Source organism: Amycolatopsis sp. cmx-11-51 (genome assembly GCF_047608665.1).
Lineage (GTDB): Bacteria > Actinomycetota > Actinomycetes > Mycobacteriales > Pseudonocardiaceae > Amycolatopsis.
The window spans coordinates 47,986-65,589 of sequence record NZ_JADNQO010000009.1 but is presented as its reverse complement, the minus strand read 5'-3'; the positions used below and the strand labels follow the sequence as shown (position 1 = coordinate 65,589).

Here is a 17,604-nt window from a genome sequence, read left to right as displayed (position 1 = left end):
ACCGGCGATGTCGTCCCGCCCGTCCAGCGCGGCCGCGATCTGTTCCGGTGCGCGGACACTGACCTGCACGAACTCGTCCGCCAGCGCCACCGCGGGCGCGCCGGCGCGGACGTCGACGCAGATGGTGCGGAAACCGAGTTCCCGCGCCCGATGGTAGGTGCTGACCGAACCGTCGGCCCCGCCCAGGATCACCAGGCTCCGAGGTGCCGCCGTCTCTTCGGTTTTCTTCACTCCCTCATGCCTTTCCCCAGGATGGATCCCGGCTTCCGCCGAGGTGTAGAGCCGGTCGTCCTCGTCGACCGGGAAATTGGCTTCCCTGATGTAGAACTGCCGTGGTCGAGGCTGACCCGCGCCGACCACGACCAGGTAGCGGACGGTCAGCGAAAGCACCGTCAGCAGCACCGCGAACATGAGGAACGTCAGCCCCTGGCCGGCGTCCATGCCGAGAAGGCCGGACACGGTCGCGATCCCCGCGAGCACCGCGATCCCGGCGGTCAGCAGCGCGGTCGCCGACGCCACCGTCGTCAGCCGCCGGGTGAACCCGACGAACAGTTCGATGGCGTGCGAGGACAGGAAACCGAAGCCCACTTTGGACTCTCCGCGTTCCCGCGCGCGATGTGCCACCGGAACGGTGGTGTAGCGGCTGGTCAGCCGGGGCACGGTGGCGAGGAAATACGGGGTGCCCAGCCGGAGGTCGACGATCTTGCGTGCCAATTCGGTGCGCACCAGCCGGAAGGCCGTCGCACCCGGCGGGATTTCGATACGCAGCACACGGCGGCCCAGGAAATGGAAGGCCGCGGTGCCCCAGCGGCGTATCAAGGGATCTTGCCGGTTGGTGCGCACGCCGAAAACGGCGTCGTTTCCTTCCTCGGCGGCGGTGATCAATTTACTCGCTTCGGAAGCCGGGAACTGCTGGTCGGCGTCGATGTGCAGGATCCATGGTTTCCCCGCGTACCGATATCCCGCGGAAAAGGCGGCTTCGAACCCGAAATTGCGGGTGAAGGACAGGTACCGGACCCGGGGGTCGGTGTGCGCGAGCGCCCGGATGACGTCCAGTGTCCCGTCCGTACTCCCGTCGTCCACGTAGAGAAGTTCGAGTGGGTGATTTCCCAACTCGGCGATGATCTCCTGGTAGGACGGCTCGACGTTGTCGACTTCGTTGAAGCACGGAACGACTACGGTGAGTCCACTTTGTGTGGGACCGGGGAGCGGCTGGCTCATCCGTCGAACTCCTGCGGTGAGTGCGCTATCGTGTTCGTAGCGTCACCAGTGGTGATTTCACGGTTCATACGTCCCCTTGGCCCCAGGTGGCCGGCAGATCGTGCCGACTCGAAAGTTCCCGGTGTTATAGGCAGACTCGCTTTGCTCCCGCCAGTGAGTTCGGAAAATTCCTCCTTTCAGCTCAGTCGAAAAGGAGGGAATTTTCCCGCGAACCGGGTGAACCGTGCGTGCTCTGTTCCCAATCCGGCCTACATGACGCATGCTTCCGCGCCATGTGGGAAACGGGGGTGAGCGCTGCCTGGCGGGCGGCCTATCGGCGGTCCGTGCGGTCGGCCTTCGCGACGGTCCCGTTCTACCGGGAACGATGGGCACTCGACGGCAGAACGGATCCGGTGCTGGTGCCGGGCCGCACGGGAACGGATTCGGGCGCCGTGCCGCTGGCCGAGGCGGTGCACAAGATCGTCGACCTGGTGCCGCTCGCCGGTGGCACGCAACGGATCGAGTCGAACCGTGGGCTGGGCCGGGTGTTACGCGAGGCACGTTCGGTCGACGGGGACGCGCTGGTCGTCGTCCTCGGCGGCGACGGGCTACGTCCACCGGTGGACCTGCCGCGCGGAGTCCGTTGCTGTGTGGTGGATCCCGATGTCCCGGCGTCCGGTGCGCTCGCCGAACTGTCCGCCGCGCTCCGCCGCGGCAGGCGGGTGATCGCGGTCGGCGACGACAAACAACTGGCCGTCTTCGCCGCCGCGTTGCCCGAAGACCGTGCGTACCGGGTCGAATCCGTACCGCGACGGGAACTGGACACAATGGACACCGGGCCGTACGGCGTGCTGCACGATCCGGCGCTGGGCTACCTCGGCGCGATCGAAGCGTGCGGCCGCTGGCATCTCGACTGGCCCCGCGTCTACGCGCGGCCTACCACGGGGGGTCTCGCGTTCACGCTGCTGCGCCAGAACTCCCCGCGATTCGTGGACGTGCTCCCGGCAGGCGGCGTTCGCGGCGAAGTCGCGCCCTGTCCACGGCACGGGACCCCGGTCGTGCTCACGTGAAGATCCGCTTCCACGATCTCCGCGCCGATTCCGTCCCCCAAGGCTGGACGGAGTTCTTCCTCGCGGCCCGGTTCCTGCCGGTGTGGGACTACGAGGTGATGGCCCTCGACGCCCCGGACGTGCACACGCTGACCTACACCGGCGCCGAGGGAAGGCCGCTCGCGGTGGCCATGCGTTACGCCACACGGCGCGGTGTCAAGGAACTCACCGCGGGACGCGGAATACCCGAACTCAAAGCCACGCCGGGATTTCGGGTACGTCCGGTCTGCACTGCGGCCGTGCCGAGACCGGTACTGCGATGGTGACGACGAAGGTGGTCACCGCTTTCGCGGTCGAGGTGCTCGACCCGAGGAACGCGGCCGAACCCGAGGGCTGGCGCGGTTTCCTGCGCCGGTCGAGGCTATGGCCGGTATGGGAGTACGAAGTCCTGCGCCGGGAGGCGTGGCTGGCGAAGAACCCGCCGGTGCTCGCGGTGATCCGCCGTCGTGGCAAGGTCGCCGGGGCGCTCACCGTCATGGTGTGCCGTAGCTGGCGGGCCACCGACTTCGCCCCGATGTCCGTTTTCGGTGGCCGGTTCCGTCCGCGCTGGGCCGAGGCCTACCTCTGGCAGCTCAGCGGGTACCCGGCCTGTGTGCTCGACGAGCGGCTGGACGACGCTGAGCGGCGACAGGCGATCCGCCGGTTCGAGCAGGCGCTCCGCACACACCTCGGTCCGGGGCTGCTGGGTGTGATCTACCGCGCGATGAACCCGGAACTCCTCCCCGCCATGGAGGGTCGTGGCCGGGTGTCCCGCGAGATCGACCCGGCGGCCGTGCTGCTCAACACCTACTTCACTGTGGACGATTGGGAGCGAGGGCTCGGCGACGAGCCCCGGGAGACTCTGCGCGGCCTGCGCGTGGACGAAGACCTGCGCACCGAGGTGGCGCCCGCTCGCCGGGACCTGGACGTCCACGAACTTTCCGCGCTGCTCAACGCGCATCGTGCCCGGCAGGACGACCGGGCATGGGCGGAGGGGCAGCGCTCCCGGATCGGCGGGCTGCACATGGACACCCGGAGCCCGATCGCACCGTCCTATCTGGACGCTCTCGTGCGCCGTCCGGACGTGGTCACCCTTACCTATCGCGACGGATCCGGGCGGCTGCTGGGTTTCGGCACGCTGTTCGACGCCGAGGAAGGGTGCGCGCTGCACCAGTGGGCCGCACTGCCGAGCGCGGGCGGCGGAAGGAAAGGCCTCTATGTCGACTTCTACGCCAGGGGAGTGGAGCACATGATCGTCAACCGGCGCCCCGAACTGACCGCCGGCCGGGCGATGCTGGCCGACAAGGCCGCGCTCGGCTTCGGCACCCGCGCCCTGGTGTCGGTCGCCGTCCCGAGACCGGTGCTGGGCCGATGACCTGGCAGGTGCGGGTGCTCGATCCGCGGATCGATCCCGAACCCGAGGACTGGGCCCGATTCCTGGTCGCGCAACAGGCCCCGGTCCCGTGGGACTACCACCTGCTCCGGGTGGAGTCGCGGTTCTCACGCAGCCCCACCGTGCTCACCGTGATCACCGATGGGGGCAAACCGGTCGCCGCGGTGCTGGCGATGCTGTGTTCTCCCGGCTCCACGGATCGGCCGGGTGCGGTGCACGGGAAGGCGAGGCTGGGGCCGCGCTGGGTGGAGGTGCAGCACGCGTGGCTTTCCGGGTACCCGCCGTGGTTGTTCGCGGACGGGATCGACGCCGCGGACCGGCGGGAGATCATGCGACGGTTCGAGCGGGCCGTCTGCCGCTTCACCGGACCCGGCTGCCTCGGCGTCGTCTACCGCACGGTGCCACCGGAGTCGCTCGACATGCTGACGGGGCGGGGCAGGCCGGTGCGCGACACGATGCCGACTTCGGTGCTGGAGAACCGGTTCGTCGACGTCGAGGGCTGGCTGGCGTCCCTGCGCCGGAGCAGGCGGCTGAGCCTGCGCGGCCAGTCGAAGAAGATCGCCGCCGACCCGGACGTGGTCGTCCGGACCGAAGCCGCCCGCACCGACCTTGACGCTCTCGAACTCGCCACCCTGCTGCGTGAGCACCGGGCGCGGATGGGACCGGTGAAGTTCGACCAGCGCGGCCCGGTCACCGCCGAATACCTCGGCGAACTCGTGCGCAGGCCGGACGTGATCACCTCGACCTACCACGACGGCGCCGGGCGGCTGCTCGCGTTCACCAACGTCCTCGACCACCCGGTGGCGCCACTGCACCAGCACTGGGCCGCGATGGCTCCGGAAGAGGGACGGCCGAAGCACCTCTATTTCGAAGCCGTCGTGCGGAACGTGCGGTACATGATCGAGGGCAACCGGAAGTCGCTGTCGATGGGGCGGGGGCTGACCGACCTCAAGGCCACGCTGGGATTCCAGCCGGTGCCGCTGTTCGGTGTCATCGCGGCGAGACCGGTGACGCGATGGTGATCGAGGTACTCGACCCCCGGCGTGACGCCGAGCCGGCGTATTGGGATTCGCTGCGGGCCAAGGCGGGTCTGCGCGCGGACTGGAGCTGGGAGGTGCTCACCACCCAGGCATGGGCCGCGCGGACCGAGCAACCGGTCGCCGTGCTGCTCGAACGCGGCGAGCCGTGCGGTGTGGTCAGCTGCGCGTGGGTCACGGGCCTCACTCGGCGGTACCGGTTCGCCCGGGCCTCGGGCCGCGGAAGGCTCGGCGGACTCGACGTCCGATCGCCAGGTTCGGGGGCGATCCCGGGCTGGTGGTTCGACGGCGAAGACAGCGACGGCGGTGTCGGCCGCCTGCTCGACTCGTTCGTCCCGGCGATGCGCGCCGAACTTGGTTCCGGGTTGCGGGGGATGCTGATCCGGCAGGTCGGCGAGTCCGGAGTGGACAGTGTGCGGGGTGGGCTGAAGGTGGTGCGCCGGACCGAGGACGTCGCCGTGCTCGATGTCTCGCCGTTCTCGAGCCGGGACGACTGGATGTATTCGCTGGCCAGGAAGCGGAAACAGAACCTGCGCAAGATCTTCCGTACCATCGAGGCCGATCCTTCGATCGGGGTGCGGATACTGTCCGGTGACGGCGCCGACCCGGTCGGGATCGCGGAATTGCTGCGGTACAACGGAACCAAGCACCATGACGTGCCGATCGTGCCGCTCCCGGCGTTCGTGGGCTACGTGAGCGCCCTGCTGCGGCAACCGGACGTGCGCGTCGTCGAGTACCGCGAGAGCGCCACGGGCCGCTTGCTCGCCATCGCGACCATCCTCGATCACCCGACCCGGCCGATCGCCCGGCATTGGGCGGCGCTGCCGACGGAACTGGGCGGACGGCCCAACCTGTACTTCCACTTCTACGGCGAGGCCGTGCGCTGGGCGGTGGAAGCAGGGCGGCACGAGGTGGTCTTCGGCAAGAAGATGTCCGAGGTGAAGTCCTCGCTCGGAGCTCGGCTGGTGCCGCAGTACGCGGCCGCGCTGCTCTCGTGAGTGGTAAGGCAGCGACCGGTCCCGCTGCCGCACCGCGACCCTCACGGTGTGGATTTGGGGACATCAGATGACCCAAATCCACGCAGCCCCTCACCCCGATGCCACCTCTGCCCTACCTCTCAATAGCCGTCCTTACCACTCGCGACCCGCGTCAGACCGACGAGGAACAGGTCGATGGCGAACTCGAACCGTTCCTGCGCGGTCTCCGCGTTGAAGTACTCGCCCGAGCCGAGCAGATTCGGGAAAGTGGCGGGCGGGAACGACGTCATGTACTCCAACATCTGCTTGCCGCGTTCTTCCTGCATGGTGATGTCGATGTCGCCGTACTGCCAGCCGGCGCCTTCGTAGGCGTAAGCCTTGGTGTAGAGCCATAACGCGTCGGCGGCGAAGAGTGCCTGCTTCAGATCGAGGCCGCCGGCGCGCAGGATCGCGAGCATCGCCTCCGCCTGGTGCAACGCGTTCGCGCCGGTCGGTACCGGGATGGCCCACGCGATCTTCGCGATCCCGGGGAACGCCGTCAGCGCGCGGACGTTCTGTCGCAGCAACTCCTTCGCCTGCTCCACCCATCGGCTCCCGTCGGGTTCGGGGATCGGGCCGAAGTCGAGGACGTGGTCGACCATCAGCTCGTGGAGCTCTTCCTTGTTCGCGACGTGGGCGTAGAGCGAGGCGGGGCCGGTTTCCAGCGTCTGGGCCACGCGCCGCATGCTCACCGCCTCCAGCCCTTCGGTGGCGAGAAGGTCCAGTGCCGTCTTCACCACGAGCTCCTGGGACAGCACGGGTTTCTCGGCGCGACGCCGGGGCCTGCTCACTTCGTTCGCCTCCTGTTCCGGGGTTCGCCGGGAACTCTACTTGACGCGAACGCCGTTCGTCTGTAGAACGGTGTTCGTAGAACGAACGCTGTTCGTCTAACTGGAGGGCATCATGACCGAACGAAAGACCGAAGTCCTGGCCGTGCTGGGCCGTCTCGCCGACGCGTGGAACGACGGCGACGCGGCCGCGTATGCGCGGTTGTTCACCGAGGACGCCGACTACGTGACGTTCTTCGGAATGACCATGCCGGGCCGCGCGGTCATCGAAAGCGCGCACCGATCCCTGTTCGAAGGGCTGCTGAAGGGGGCGAAGCTGGTGGCCGGGAGTGGTGAGCCCAAGGTCCGGTTCATCCGGCCGGATGTCGCCATCGTCGTGTCCGGCGGCGGATCGTCACTGGCGGGCGGCAAGCCCGAACCGGGCCGGGAATCGACGCTGACGTACGTGCTGGTGGAGGAATCCGAAGGCTGGCGCGTCGCGTCCTTCCAGAACACCAGGGTGAGTAATCCGGCCGCGAGCGCGGCGTGAAGCCGCTGGTCGAGGTGGCGGCCGTGGTGCCCGCGCCTGCCGACGAGGTCTTCGCCCGTATTGCGGGGATTCTTCGGGAGCAGCCGTACAACCCGCGTTTCGAGGTCGACGCCGAACGTCGCTTCGTCGCCCAGCAGGGCGGTTGGTGGTACCGCGGCGAGTACACCGTCGAGGAGGATCCGGCCGGGGCGCGGGTGACCCATCGGGTGTACAACGTCGCTTCCCGGGGCCGGTGGGCGGTTCCGTTGGCCAACCGGTTCTTCCTCGGATTCGCCGAACGGACCAGGGAGGGTCTTGATCGGATGATGGGAGACCTCACCCTGGTGGGCGGGGAAGAGCGTACGCTCGGTTAGGTTCACCTAACCCAGGAAAGGAATCGTGGATGGCCGAGGCGCGTAAGCCGGCGTCGGCGACCCGGTTGCGGGTGCTGCGCACCGAGCGGATCACCCCGCATATGGTCCGGATCGTCGCTGGGGGCGAAGAGATCGCCTCGTTCCAGCCCAACGAATTCACCGACGCCTACGTCAAGGTGCACTTCCGGGTGCCCGGCGTGACCTATCCCGAGCCGTTCGACCTGGCGCGGGTCCGTGAAGAACTGCCGCGTGAGCAGTGGCCGCGGATGCGCTCCTACACCGTCCGGGCCTTCGACCGGGATCTCGGCGAACTGGTGCTCGACTTCGTCCACCACGGTGACGAGGGCATCGCCGGACCGTGGGCCGCGGCCGCGCAACCCGGTGACGAACTGCTGGTCTCCGGTCCCGGCGGGGCGTACGCGCCGGGCGACGAAGCCGATTGGCATCTGCTCGCTGGGGACGAGAGCGCCCTGCCGGCGATCGCCGCGTCACTCGAGGCGATGCCGGCGGGCGTCCCCGTGCACGCTTTCATCCTCGTGGAGGACGTCGCCGAAGAGCAGTCGTTGACCACCAAGGCCGACACCCGGATCACCTGGCTGTACCGGAGCAAGGGCGACGATCTCGCCGCCGCCGTCCGCGCGCTCGACTGGCGTGACGGCGTAGTGCAGGCGTTCGTCCACGGCGAGGCCGGGTTCGTCCGTGATTTGCGGCGGCACCTGCTGGACGACCGGGGGATGCGGCGCGACCTGCTGTCGATCTCCGGATACTGGCGGTTCGGGACGACCGACGAGGTGTGGCGAGTGGAGAAGCGGGCCGAGCGGAACGCGTAACCTCGGTCGCATGATCGAGCTGAAGGTGGACGTCGACCCGGCCGAGGTGGGTTTCGACGCGGAGCGGTTGCGACGGATCGACAGGCACTTCGACGGATACCTGGAGCGAACTCTGCTCCCCGGGTATCTGGCCGTGGTGACCAGGAACGGGAAGGTCGCGCATCTCGCGTCGAACGGGTTGCGCGACATCGAGGCCGGGCTTCCGGTGGAGACCGACACGATCTGGCGCGTCTACTCGATGACGAAGCCGATCACCTCGGTCGCCGCGATGATGCTCGTCGAAGAGGGGCTCATCGACCTCCGGGACCCGATTTCTCGCTGGCTCCCGGAATTCGCGGAACCGCGAGTCTTCACGACGGGCTCGCCCGTTCGGATGGCGACCGAGCCCGCCACGGAGCCGATCCGGCTCTGGCATCTGCTCACCCACACCGCGGGCTTGACCTACGGGTTCCACCGCACGCATCCGGTCGACGCGCTCTACCGCGAGGCCGGATTCGACTGGGGCACCGCGCCAGGGTTCGATCTCGCCGGTGTCTCCGAGGCGATCGCGCGGCAGCCGCTGCTGTTCCAGCCAGGTTCGGAATGGAACTATTCGGTCGCGACGGACATCCTCGGCAGGCTCATCGAGGTCGTCTCCGGTCAATCCCTCGACACCTTCTTCACCGAGCGGATCTTCACCCCGCTCGGCATGAGCGAGACGGGTTTCCAAGCCGATCCCGGCGTGCTCGACAGGCTGGCCGCGCTCTACGTGCCCCATCCGAAGACGAAGGCGCCGCTGCGCCACGACGAGATGGGCGCCGTCGGCCGCGTCGAGCCCACGTGTCTCTCGGGCGGTGGTGGTCTGGTCTCGACGGCGGGCGATTACCACCGCTTCACGCAGATGCTGGTGCGAGGCGGTGAACTCGACGGTGTCCGGTTGCTCGGTTCGCGCACGGTGGAGGTCATGGCGAGCAACCACCTGCCGGGCGGAGTGGATCTGGAGACCTACGGACGTGCCGCGTTCTCCGAGGCGCCGTACCACGGTTTCGGCTTCGGACTGGGTTTTTCCGTGCTCGACGACCCGGTGAAGGCCAAAACCCTCGCCAGCGCCGGGGAATTCGCCTGGGGCGGCGCGGCGAGCACCGCCTTCTGGGTCGATCCAGGCAAAGACGTCACGGTGCTGTTCTTCACCCAGTTGCTGCCGTCGTCCTCCTATCCGATCCGCGTCGAACTGCGCAACCTGGTGTATCAGGCGCTCGTCGGCTAGCCCGCCGTCTCGTGGCAGGCCCGGTTCGACGGTCTCTTCCCACGTGACGACGCGCGTTCCCCGTATCGTGAGCCGCAGCGGACCGGTCTACCCGGTCTGGCCTTCGGCTTTCGCCTTCAGGGAACTGTTCTACGCCGCCTGGCTCACCGACGAGCGGATCTCGAGGGACTACCTGGCGTCGAAAGGCGCGTGATCCGGGGAGCAGACGGTGCCGCGTGCCGGAAGGCGTCCGTGGGTCAGGTAGGCGTCGAGGGCCGCGTCGACACAGGCACTGCGGTTCGCGGCGCCGTGCCCCCAGGCGTCCAACGTCAGGAGCCGGGCGTTGCCGAGGACGCGCTCGGTCCGTGTCGCCCCGGCGTACGGCGTCTCGGGGTCGCCCTTTCCGTTGGCCAGCAACAGGATCGGAGCGGTCGGCCGGTTCCACGGTCCCGTGTAGCGCGCCTGGTCGGCGGCGGGCCAGAAGGCGCACGGCAGCGAAAGATAGGTGTCGTAGGAACCGAAACCGCGGCTCTCACGGTCGGCCGCGCGCGCCGCTTTCGGCCAGGCCGCCGGGTCGCGAGGGTTCGTCGTGTCGGCACAGATCGTCCCGCCGCCGCCCAACGCGGAGTCGAACGGTGGCCTTCGCCGACGCAGCTTTCGTCGCCGCCTGAAGGAATTCCGCCAACGCGGGGGAGTTCGCTTCGTCGGTCAACGCGTTGTGGGTGCGCCGGATGACGTCCTGGTAGGTGATCGCGCCTGGCGCGGCTTCGAGACGGTCGAGTATGCCGTCGTACTTGGCCCGCAGGTCCGTACCGGGTTCGCGGAACGCGCACCGGACATCGGCCGCGCACGTGTCGAGGAACGCCTGCAACGCGCGGTCCGCGTCCCGGAAGCCGCCGAGCCTGGCGCTGAACGGGATGTTCGCGTCCTCCGGGCGGTGTCCCGTGGACCAGGCGATCGGATCGTCGACGGCGTCGAGCGCCATGGTCCCGACGCGGTGCGGGAACAGGTTGGCGTACACCTCACCGAGGTAGGTGCCGTACGAAAGGCCGTAGTAACGCAGGCGGGGCTCACCGGCGGCTTCACGGAGCTTGTCGAGATCCCGGGCGACGTTGGCGGTCGACAAGTGACTCAGCAGCGGCCCGGCGTTGCGGCCGCAGGAGGCGGCGACCGCACGGACGTCGGCGAACTGCCGCGTCTCCTGCTCGGTGGTGATCGGGAACTGGCCCAAAATCCGTTTGAGCGGCTCGGTTTCCGCGTCGCTCGCGAAACAACGGACCGGGGTGCTGGCGCCGACCCCACGTGGGTCGAAACCGACGATGTCGAACTGCCGATGCAGTGTCGGGGTCTGGAATTCGGTGAAGCGGCCGGGGTTCCCGGGGCCGCCCGGGTTGGTGAAGAGGGTTCCTCGTTTGTGTTTCTGGTCCGTGGCCGGAAGACGGCCGAGCGCGATGGTGAGCCGCGGGCCGCCCTGGGCCTGGTAGGACAACGGGACTTCGACTTCGGCGCAGTCGTAACCGGATGGCGAGCCTTCGGGACAGGGTCCCCAGGCGATGCCCTTCGGCGCGGCCGAAGCCGCGGGCGCGATCGTGACGGCGGCGAGTGCGGTGAGGGTGATCAAAGCGGCGATGCGGATTCTGGTCACCCGGCCAGCGTCTCGCCTCGCGGACGCGCGATCCCTGGTGCCCGTACCCGGGAAGAAGGTGGGACCAGCCCTTCCATGGTCAACATATAGCGCACCGGGGGGCTTGCGGCAAGACCCCGGTGGTGCCGCAGAATCTTCGGCTGTAGCCAGCACAGGCCGAACAGGAGTGAAGATTTGACGGACGTCGACGTGATCATCGTGGGTGCGGGCCCGACCGGTCTGATGCTGGCCGCGGAGCTGCGGCTGGCCGGGGTGTCCCCACTGGTCCTGGAACGGCGGTCGGAACAGGGGAAGACACCGAAGGCCCACGGCCTTAGCGGACAGATCCTGGACCTGCTGAAGTACCGCGGTCTGCTGGACCGGGTGCGGGAGGCCGTCACCGATCCCGCCCCGGTCGACCGGTTCCCGTTCGGTGGGGTGCACGTGGACCTCACCCGGTTCGAGGAGCCGCCGCTGAAGGCGATCCCGCTGCGCCAGCCGATGCTGGAGCGGCTGCTGGAGGAACACGCCGCCGGGCTCGGCGCGGAGGTGCGGCGCGGGCACGAAGTCACCGGGGTGAGCCAGGACGACGAGTCGGTGACCGCCGAGGTGCGCGGTCCGGACGGGACGTACCAGGTGACCGCCCGCTACCTCGTGGGCTGTGACGGCGGACGCAGTTCCCTCCGGTCGATGGCCGGGATCCCGTTCCCCGGCACCACGTATCCGGAGGTCAACCGGATCGGGCAGGTCAGTGTCCCCGAAGGACTGACCGTGCACGACGACGGCGACATCGAGACGCCGGAGCTGGGCCGGATCAGGGCGGGCTTCACCCGCACCGACAATGGCGTGTTCGCACTCGGCTCGCTCACGCCGGGGATCCTGTTCATCCAGACCACCGAGGACGACCCCGGCGAGGTCGACGACGACGTGCCGATGACCCTGGCCGAACTCGGGGACAGCATCCGCCGCGTGCTCGGCGGGGACGTCCCGCTGGGCGACCCGGTCCGGCTCTCGCGCTACCAGTTCTCCGCCCGCCAGGCGGAGCGCTACCGCGAAGGACGGATCCTGCTGGCGGGTGACGCGGCGCATCTGCTGCCGTCCACCGGTACGGCGATCAACGTCGGCATGTCCGACTCCGTCAACCTCGCCTGGAAACTGGCCGCCGAGGTCCAGGGCCGGGCTCCGGAAGGACTGCTGGACACCTACCACGCGGAACGGCACGCCGCCGGTGCCCGTGCGCTGCTGCAGTCCCAGGCTCAGGTCGCGCTGCGGCGCGGGCACGACGAGGCCGCTGAAGCGCTCCGGACGGTTTTCCAGGAACTGCTGGCCGACGAGCAAGCCGCGCGACGGCTGGCCTCCCATGTCGCCGGGTCCGACCTGCGTTATCCGATGCCCGGCTCCGGGCACGCGCTCGCCGGCACCTTCGTTCCGGATCTCGCGCTGGAGACCGACGAAGGGACTACCAGCGTCGGGGAGCTGCTGCGCTCGGCGCGGCCGGTCCTGCTCGACCTCGCCGGACGGCCGGAACTTCACGGACTCGCCGAAGCGGCAGGCGTCGACGTCCACACCGCCAAGGCCGAGGACCGGCTCGCCGACGTCCTCCTGATCCGCCCCGACGGCTATATCGCCTGGGCGTCGGACGCCGACACCGACGGTCTGCGCGAGGCCCTCGCCGCCTGGTTCGGCGGCTGACTCCCGCAATTAGTCCTCTTCTTGCGATAGTTGCACGCGCAAGGACCGCAAGAAGAGGACTAATCGCGGAGGTCGTCAGTGGCCGACGATTTCCGAGCCGTAGCGCTTCAGGGTTTCTTCGCGCTGGTCGTGCATGAGGTACAGCGCGAACTGGTCCACACCGAGCGAAGCCAGTTCCTCCAGCCGATCCACGTGCGCCGACGACGGCCCGAGCAGGCAGAACCGGTCGACGATCGCGTCCGGCACGAAGTCGGTCGACGGATTCCCGGCCCGCCCGTGGTGCGAGTAGTCGTACCCTTCCCGCTCGCGGATGTAGTCGGTCAACTCGCGGGGCACCGGGCCGGAATCGCCGTAGCGCGCCACGAGATCCGCGACGTGGTTGCCGACCATCCCGCCGAACCAGCGCAGCTGTTCCCGTTGGTGTGCCAGATCATCGCCGACGTACGCCGGTGCCGCGAGGCAGATCGTGATCCCGCCGGGATCCCGGCCTGCCGCGCGGGCCGCCTCGCGGACGGAACCGATCGTCCACCGGGCGATCGCCGGATCCGCGCACTGGAGGATGAAGCCGTCGGCGTGCTCACCGACCGTCTTCAGCGCCTTCGGCCCGTACCCGGCCATCCACATCTCGAGCCTGCCGTTGCGGATCCAGGGGATCTGCACCGGCTTGTCCCGCAACAGGACTTCCCGGCCTTCGGCCAGCTCCTTGACCACGTGCATGCAGTCGCGCACGGTGGCCAGAGTGGACGGTGCCATGCCGACCACCCGGTGCGCCGAGTCGCCGCGGCCGATCCCGCACACCGTCCGGTTGCCGTACATGTCGTTGAGCGTGGCGAAGGTCGACGCCATCACCGACCAGTCCCTGGTGGCCGGGCTGGTCACCATCGGACCCACGATCATCGACGACGTCGCCGCGAGAATCTGCGAGTAGATGACGAACGGTTCCTGCCACAGCACGCACGAATCGAACGTCCAGCCGTAGCGGAAACCCTGGTCCTCGGCTGCCTTCATCAGCCGGACCAGGTCGCGCGCGGGCGGGTCGGTCTGGAGAACTACTCCGAAGTCCATCCGGCCACCGCCTCAGTTCAGGTACTGGTTCAAGTCGCGCGAGAGGAATTTCCCGTGCGTCGTGCTGCCCGAGAAGCCCGACGGCGACACCACCACGCGGCCACGCGAGAGCACGGTCTCGACCTTGCCGGTGATCTCCATTCCTTCGTAGGCCGAGTAGTCCACGTTCATGTGGTGCGTCTCGACCGACAGGGTCTGTTTCGCCGTGGGATCGTAGATGACGATGTCCGCGTCCGAACCCGCCGCGATGACACCCTTGCGCGGATAAAGCCCGAACATCCGCGCCGGGGTGGTCGAACAGGTCTCGACCCACCGGCCGAGGGTGAGTTCGCCCGCCACGACACCCTGGTGCAGCAGGTCCATCCGGTGCTCGACGCCGGGGATCCCGTTCGGGATCGCGCGGAAGTCGCCGCGACCGAGTTCCTTCTGGTCCTTGAAACAGAACGGGCAGTGATCCGTCGACACCACCGAGAGATCGTTCGTGCGTAGTCCTCGCCACAGGTCCGCCTGATGCGATTTTTCGCGCAGCGGGGGAGAGGCGACGTACTTCGAGCCTTCGAAATCCGGTTTCGCCAAGTCCTCGATGGAAAGATAGAGATACTGAGGACACGTCTCCGCGAAGACGTTCTGGCCGTCGTCGCGTGCTTCCGCGACCGCCGCCAGCGCCTGCGACGCCGAGAGGTGCACGATGTACAGCGGCGCCCCGGTCACCTTGGCCAGCTGGATCGCGCGCGAGGTCGCCTCGCCCTCCAGTTCCGGCGGCCGGGTGAGGCCGTGGTGCACCGGGTCGATCTTCCCGGCGGCGAACGCCTGCGCGGCCAGCTGGTCGATCGCGATGCCGTTCTCCGCGTGCATCATGATCGTGGCGCCGATCTCGCGCGCCTTCTGCATGGCCAGCAGGATCTCGCCGTCCGTGGAGTAGAACACTCCCGGATACGCCATGAACATCTTGAAACTGCCGATCCCGCCGTCGACGCAGGCCTGCATCTCCTTCAGCGACGAATCGTCGACGTCGGAGACGATCATGTGGAAACCGTAGTCGACGGCGCAGTTGCCATCGGCCTTCTCGTGCCATTTGTCCATAGTGGACAGCAGCGATGTTCCCTTGGCCTGGACGGCGAAGTCGATGATCGTGGTCGTGCCACCCCACGCCGCCGCCGTCGTCCCGGTGCCGAAGGAATCGACGGAATGCGTCCCGCCGAACGGCATCTCCATATGGGTGTGCGCGTCGATCCCGCCGGGCAGCACGTACTTCCCGGTGGCGTCGATGACGTGGTCGGCCGGGACCAAAGTTCCGGGTGCGCCGACGGCCACGATCGTCTCGCCGTCGACGAGGACGTCCGCGGCCGACGCTCCCGCGGTGCCGAGTACCTGCCCACCGCTGATGAGGGTGGTCATCACGCCTCCGCGAGGGGTCCGTAGCTGTCGGGGCGGCGGTCTCGGTAGAAGGCCCACAGATCGCGGACCTCGGCGAGTTTCACCATGTCGAGGTCGCGGATGACGATCTCCTCCTCGGTGTCGGAAGCGGCCTCGCCGATCAGCTGACCGCGTGGGTCCGCGAAGTACGACTGGCCGTAGAAATCGTTGTCGCCCAGCGGTTCCACGCCGACCCGGTTGATCGTGCCGACGAAGTACTCGTTCGCGACGGCGGCCGCGGGCTGCTCCAGCCGCCAGAGGTATTCCGACAGTCCCCGGCTGGTCGCCGACGGATTGAACACGATCTTCGCCCCGGCCAGGCCCAGCGCGCGCCAGCCCTCCGGGAAGTGCCGCTCGTAACAGATGTAGACGCCGATGCGGCCGACCGCGGTGTCGAACACCGGGTAGCCCATGTTCCCGGGCCGGAAGTAGAACTTCTCCCAGAAGCCTTTCACCTGCGGGATGTGGTTCTTGCGGTGCTTGCCGAGGTAGGTCCCGTCGGCATCGATCACCGCGGCGGTGTTGTAGTACACGCCGGGCTGCTCGACCTCGTACATCGGAACCACCAGCACGACACCGTGGCGTTCGGCGACCTCCTGCATGAGCTTCGTCGTCGGCCCGTCGGGGATGCCCTCGGTGTAGGAGTAGTAGTCGGTGTCCTGCACTTGGCAGAAATAGGGGCCGTAGAACAACTCCTGCAGGCAAATCACCTGTGCGCCCTGCGAAGCGGCCTTGCCGATGGCTTCGACCGCGCCTCTGATCATCGACTCCTTGTCACCCGTCCACCGCTGCTGGATCAATCCGGCTCGGACCAGGTCGCTCACTTGCTTCCTCCTTCGGATAGGCGGTGCGGTTGTGTTCGGGCAGGGCCAGCAGCAGGTAGACGACGAAGGCGCCCGCCAGTCCGACGACCCAGTTGTAGTCGTAGAGCGGTTTCAGGAACGGGATCAGCCCGTCGGCGGGGAACGGCCCGCCGTACGCGCCACCGACCGAAAGCACGGCGCCGACGAGTGTCGCGACGAGCGCGCGCCAGTTCCAGCCGCCCTTGAACCAGTAGACGCCGCGTTCGGTGTAGAGGTCCCGCAGTTTCAGTTCAGTACGCTTGACCACCCAATAGCCGGCGACGAGCACCCCGGCGACAGCCCCGAGCAGGCCGCCGTAGAAGCCGAGCCACGCGAAGATGTAGATGTTCGGATCGGAGTAGAGCCGCCACGGCTGGATGACGATGCCGATGATCCCGGTGATCAGCCCGCCGACGGCGAAAGTGATCTTCTTCGGGAAGGCGTTGGAGAAGTCGTAGGACGGGCTGACCACGTTGGCCGCGAGGTTCGCCGAGACGGTCGCCAGCACCAGCGCGATCAACGCGACCACGACGACCACGGGGGAATCGAAGCGGTCGGCCAGTTTCGCCGGGTCCCAGATCTGTTCGCCGTAGAGAACACTGCCGCCCGAGGTGGTCAGGATCGCCACGATCGCGATGAACGTCATCGTGGTCGGCAGGCCGAAGATCTGGCCGCGGACCTGCTTGCCCTGGCTGCCGCCGAACCGGGTGAAGTCCGGCATGTTGAGCGAAAGGGTCGACCAGAACGCGATCATCGCCATCAGCGACGGCGCGAACACCTTCCAGAAGTTCGGTCCCCAGCCGAGTTTCCCGGGTTCGGACAGGATCGGGCCGAGTCCGCCCGCCTTGACCAGCACGTAGCCCAGCAGGATCAGGAAGCCGACCGAGACCAGCGGCGCCGTCCAGTTCTCGAACCGGCGGACCGCCTCCATCCCCCGCCAGATGATGAGCATCTGGAACAGCCAGAACAAGCCGAACGAAAGCCACAGCGTCCAGTGCTGGCCGAGGACGACGGTGGAGTCCTTCCAGTCGGAGCCCGCCAGCCGCCCGACGATGATGTAGACGGCCTCACCCCCGACCCAGGTCTGGATGCCGAACCAGCCGCACGCGATGAACGCCCGCAGCAACGCCGCCAGATTCGCGCCGCGCATCCCGAAGAAGGCACGGGCGAACACCGGGAACGGGATGCCGTACTTCGTCCCGGCGTGGCTGTTGAGCAGCATCGGGGCGAGTACGACCAGGTTGCCGATGGTGATCGTCATCAGCGCCTGGACCCAATCCATGCCGAGGGCGATCAAGGAGGCGGCGAGCGCGTACGAGGGAATGTTGTGCGCCATCCCCATCCACAACGCGAAGTAGTTGTAGGTCGTCCAGGTCCGCTTCTCCACCGGGACCGGGGCGAGTTCCTCGTTGTAGAAGCGGCTGTCCCTCAAGGACTCGACCTCGCCGAGTTCTACCCGGCCATCAGGATGCACGAGCTGGGTTCCGCGTGCCGTCGGCTCCATTG

The 17,604-nt window shown here is 68.0% G+C and carries 17 protein-coding genes and 1 pseudogene; 10 read left to right on the top strand and 8 right to left on the bottom strand.

Translation table 11 applies throughout. The features are described 5' to 3' along the window. Nucleotides 1-267: 267 nt before the first annotated feature. Nucleotides 268-1,221, bottom strand: a pseudogene (locus tag ACM6LU_RS26750) (glycosyltransferase family 2 protein); the annotation flags it as partial. Nucleotides 1,222-1,544: 323 nt separating this feature from the next. Here ACM6LU_RS26750 and ACM6LU_RS26745 point away from each other — a divergent pair. From ACM6LU_RS26745 to ACM6LU_RS26725, 5 genes are read left to right on the top strand one after another with little or no spacing between them, the layout of a single operon-like run. Then, nucleotides 1,545-2,270: a hypothetical protein gene (locus ACM6LU_RS26745; RefSeq protein ID WP_414940699.1), complete on the top strand. Its 726-nt coding sequence runs from the start codon at nucleotides 1,545-1,547 to the stop codon at nucleotides 2,268-2,270. Further along, nucleotides 2,267-2,575, top strand: a complete 309-nt coding sequence (locus tag ACM6LU_RS26740) for a hypothetical protein (protein WP_414940522.1) — start codon at nucleotides 2,267-2,269, stop codon at nucleotides 2,573-2,575. The genes ACM6LU_RS26745 and ACM6LU_RS26740 overlap by 4 nt, the downstream gene beginning before the upstream one ends. Beyond that, on the top strand, nucleotides 2,569-3,663 hold the full coding sequence (locus tag ACM6LU_RS26735; RefSeq protein ID WP_414940521.1) for a hypothetical protein: 1,095 nt from the start codon (nucleotides 2,569-2,571) through the stop codon (nucleotides 3,661-3,663). The genes ACM6LU_RS26740 and ACM6LU_RS26735 overlap by 7 nt, the downstream gene beginning before the upstream one ends. Next, entirely contained in the window at nucleotides 3,660-4,703 is a 1,044-nt protein-coding gene (locus ACM6LU_RS26730; protein WP_414940520.1) for a GNAT family N-acetyltransferase, read from the top strand. Before ACM6LU_RS26735 ends, ACM6LU_RS26730 begins: the two co-directional genes overlap by 4 nt. Beyond that, nucleotides 4,697-5,716 (top strand): GNAT family N-acetyltransferase, encoded by a 1,020-nt coding sequence (locus ACM6LU_RS26725; RefSeq protein ID WP_414940519.1) that lies wholly within the window; start codon nucleotides 4,697-4,699, stop codon nucleotides 5,714-5,716. Before ACM6LU_RS26730 ends, ACM6LU_RS26725 begins: the two co-directional genes overlap by 7 nt. 119 nt (nucleotides 5,717-5,835) lie before the next feature. On the opposite strand, the gene ACM6LU_RS26720 is transcribed toward ACM6LU_RS26725, so the two are convergent. After that, complete coding sequence (locus ACM6LU_RS26720; RefSeq protein ID WP_414940518.1) at nucleotides 5,836-6,525, bottom strand: TetR/AcrR family transcriptional regulator; 690 nt, start codon at nucleotides 6,523-6,525, stop codon at nucleotides 5,836-5,838. Between the two features lie 112 nt (nucleotides 6,526-6,637). Here ACM6LU_RS26720 and ACM6LU_RS26715 point away from each other — a divergent pair, with 112 nt between their 5' ends. From ACM6LU_RS26715 to ACM6LU_RS26700, 4 genes are read left to right on the top strand one after another with little or no spacing between them, the layout of a single operon-like run. Continuing rightward, nucleotides 6,638-7,051: an SgcJ/EcaC family oxidoreductase gene (locus ACM6LU_RS26715; protein ID WP_414940517.1), complete on the top strand. Its 414-nt coding sequence runs from the start codon at nucleotides 6,638-6,640 to the stop codon at nucleotides 7,049-7,051. Next, nucleotides 7,048-7,404, top strand: a complete 357-nt coding sequence (locus tag ACM6LU_RS26710) for a hypothetical protein (protein ID WP_414940516.1) — start codon at nucleotides 7,048-7,050, stop codon at nucleotides 7,402-7,404. The genes ACM6LU_RS26715 and ACM6LU_RS26710 overlap by 4 nt, the downstream gene beginning before the upstream one ends. Before the next feature lie 29 nt (nucleotides 7,405-7,433). After that, entirely contained in the window at nucleotides 7,434-8,234 is an 801-nt protein-coding gene (locus ACM6LU_RS26705; protein WP_414940515.1) for a siderophore-interacting protein, read from the top strand. Between the two features lie 10 nt (nucleotides 8,235-8,244). After that, a complete protein-coding gene (locus tag ACM6LU_RS26700) occupies nucleotides 8,245-9,480 on the top strand; it encodes a serine hydrolase domain-containing protein (protein ID WP_414940514.1) in 1,236 nt (411 codons plus the stop codon). Nucleotides 9,481-9,648: 168 nt separating this feature from the next. On the opposite strand, the gene ACM6LU_RS26695 is transcribed toward ACM6LU_RS26700, so the two are convergent. Beyond that, nucleotides 9,649-10,080, bottom strand: coding sequence for an alpha/beta hydrolase (locus tag ACM6LU_RS26695; RefSeq protein WP_414940513.1), 432 nt, complete (start codon nucleotides 10,078-10,080; stop codon nucleotides 9,649-9,651). After that, a complete protein-coding gene (locus ACM6LU_RS26690; protein WP_414940512.1) occupies nucleotides 9,992-11,104 on the bottom strand; it encodes an alpha/beta fold hydrolase in 1,113 nt (370 codons plus the stop codon). Before ACM6LU_RS26690 ends, ACM6LU_RS26695 begins: the two co-directional genes overlap by 89 nt. A 174-nt stretch (nucleotides 11,105-11,278) precedes the next feature. Here ACM6LU_RS26690 and ACM6LU_RS26685 point away from each other — a divergent pair, with 174 nt between their 5' ends. Then, complete coding sequence (locus ACM6LU_RS26685; protein ID WP_414940511.1) at nucleotides 11,279-12,775, top strand: FAD-dependent monooxygenase; 1,497 nt, start codon at nucleotides 11,279-11,281, stop codon at nucleotides 12,773-12,775. Between the two features lie 75 nt (nucleotides 12,776-12,850). Here ACM6LU_RS26685 and ACM6LU_RS26680 read toward each other — a convergent pair whose 3' ends face one another. The 4 genes from ACM6LU_RS26680 to ACM6LU_RS26665 are packed head-to-tail and all read right to left on the bottom strand — an operon-like array spanning nucleotide 12,851 to nucleotide 17,602. Beyond that, a complete protein-coding gene (locus ACM6LU_RS26680) occupies nucleotides 12,851-13,840 on the bottom strand; it encodes a TIGR03842 family LLM class F420-dependent oxidoreductase (protein WP_414940510.1) in 990 nt (329 codons plus the stop codon). 12 nt (nucleotides 13,841-13,852) lie between these two features. Then, on the bottom strand, nucleotides 13,853-15,238 hold the full coding sequence (gene hydA / locus ACM6LU_RS26675) for a dihydropyrimidinase (protein WP_414940509.1): 1,386 nt from the start codon (nucleotides 15,236-15,238) through the stop codon (nucleotides 13,853-13,855). Continuing rightward, nucleotides 15,238-16,080 (bottom strand): nitrilase-related carbon-nitrogen hydrolase, encoded by an 843-nt coding sequence (locus tag ACM6LU_RS26670; protein WP_414940508.1) that lies wholly within the window; start codon nucleotides 16,078-16,080, stop codon nucleotides 15,238-15,240. Before ACM6LU_RS26670 ends, hydA begins: the two co-directional genes overlap by 1 nt. Next, nucleotides 16,031-17,602: an NCS1 family nucleobase:cation symporter-1 gene (locus tag ACM6LU_RS26665; RefSeq protein WP_414940507.1), complete on the bottom strand. Its 1,572-nt coding sequence runs from the start codon at nucleotides 17,600-17,602 to the stop codon at nucleotides 16,031-16,033. The genes ACM6LU_RS26670 and ACM6LU_RS26665 overlap by 50 nt, the downstream gene beginning before the upstream one ends. Between the last annotated feature and the right edge of the window lie 2 nt (nucleotides 17,603-17,604).

Excerpts from the sequence above, each read along its gene's own strand:
- ACM6LU_RS26700 (WP_414940514.1), top strand. The coding sequence starts at position 8,245 with ATGATCGAGCTGAAGGTGGACGTCGACCCGGCCGAGGTGGGTTTCGAC.
- ACM6LU_RS26705 (WP_414940515.1), top strand. The coding sequence starts at position 7,434 with ATGGCCGAGGCGCGTAAGCCGGCGTCGGCGACCCGGTTGCGGGTGCTG.
- ACM6LU_RS26665 (WP_414940507.1), bottom strand. The coding sequence starts at position 17,602 with ATGGAGCCGACGGCACGCGGAACCCAGCTCGTGCATCCTGATGGCCGG.
- hydA (WP_414940509.1), bottom strand. The coding sequence starts at position 15,238 with ATGACCACCCTCATCAGCGGTGGGCAGGTACTCGGCACCGCGGGAGCG.
- ACM6LU_RS26680 (WP_414940510.1), bottom strand. The coding sequence starts at position 13,840 with ATGGACTTCGGAGTAGTTCTCCAGACCGACCCGCCCGCGCGCGACCTG.
- ACM6LU_RS26730 (WP_414940520.1), top strand. The coding sequence starts at position 3,660 with ATGACCTGGCAGGTGCGGGTGCTCGATCCGCGGATCGATCCCGAACCC.
- ACM6LU_RS26725 (WP_414940519.1), top strand. The coding sequence starts at position 4,697 with ATGGTGATCGAGGTACTCGACCCCCGGCGTGACGCCGAGCCGGCGTAT.
- ACM6LU_RS26735 (WP_414940521.1), top strand. The coding sequence starts at position 2,569 with ATGGTGACGACGAAGGTGGTCACCGCTTTCGCGGTCGAGGTGCTCGAC.
- ACM6LU_RS26715 (WP_414940517.1), top strand. The coding sequence starts at position 6,638 with ATGACCGAACGAAAGACCGAAGTCCTGGCCGTGCTGGGCCGTCTCGCC.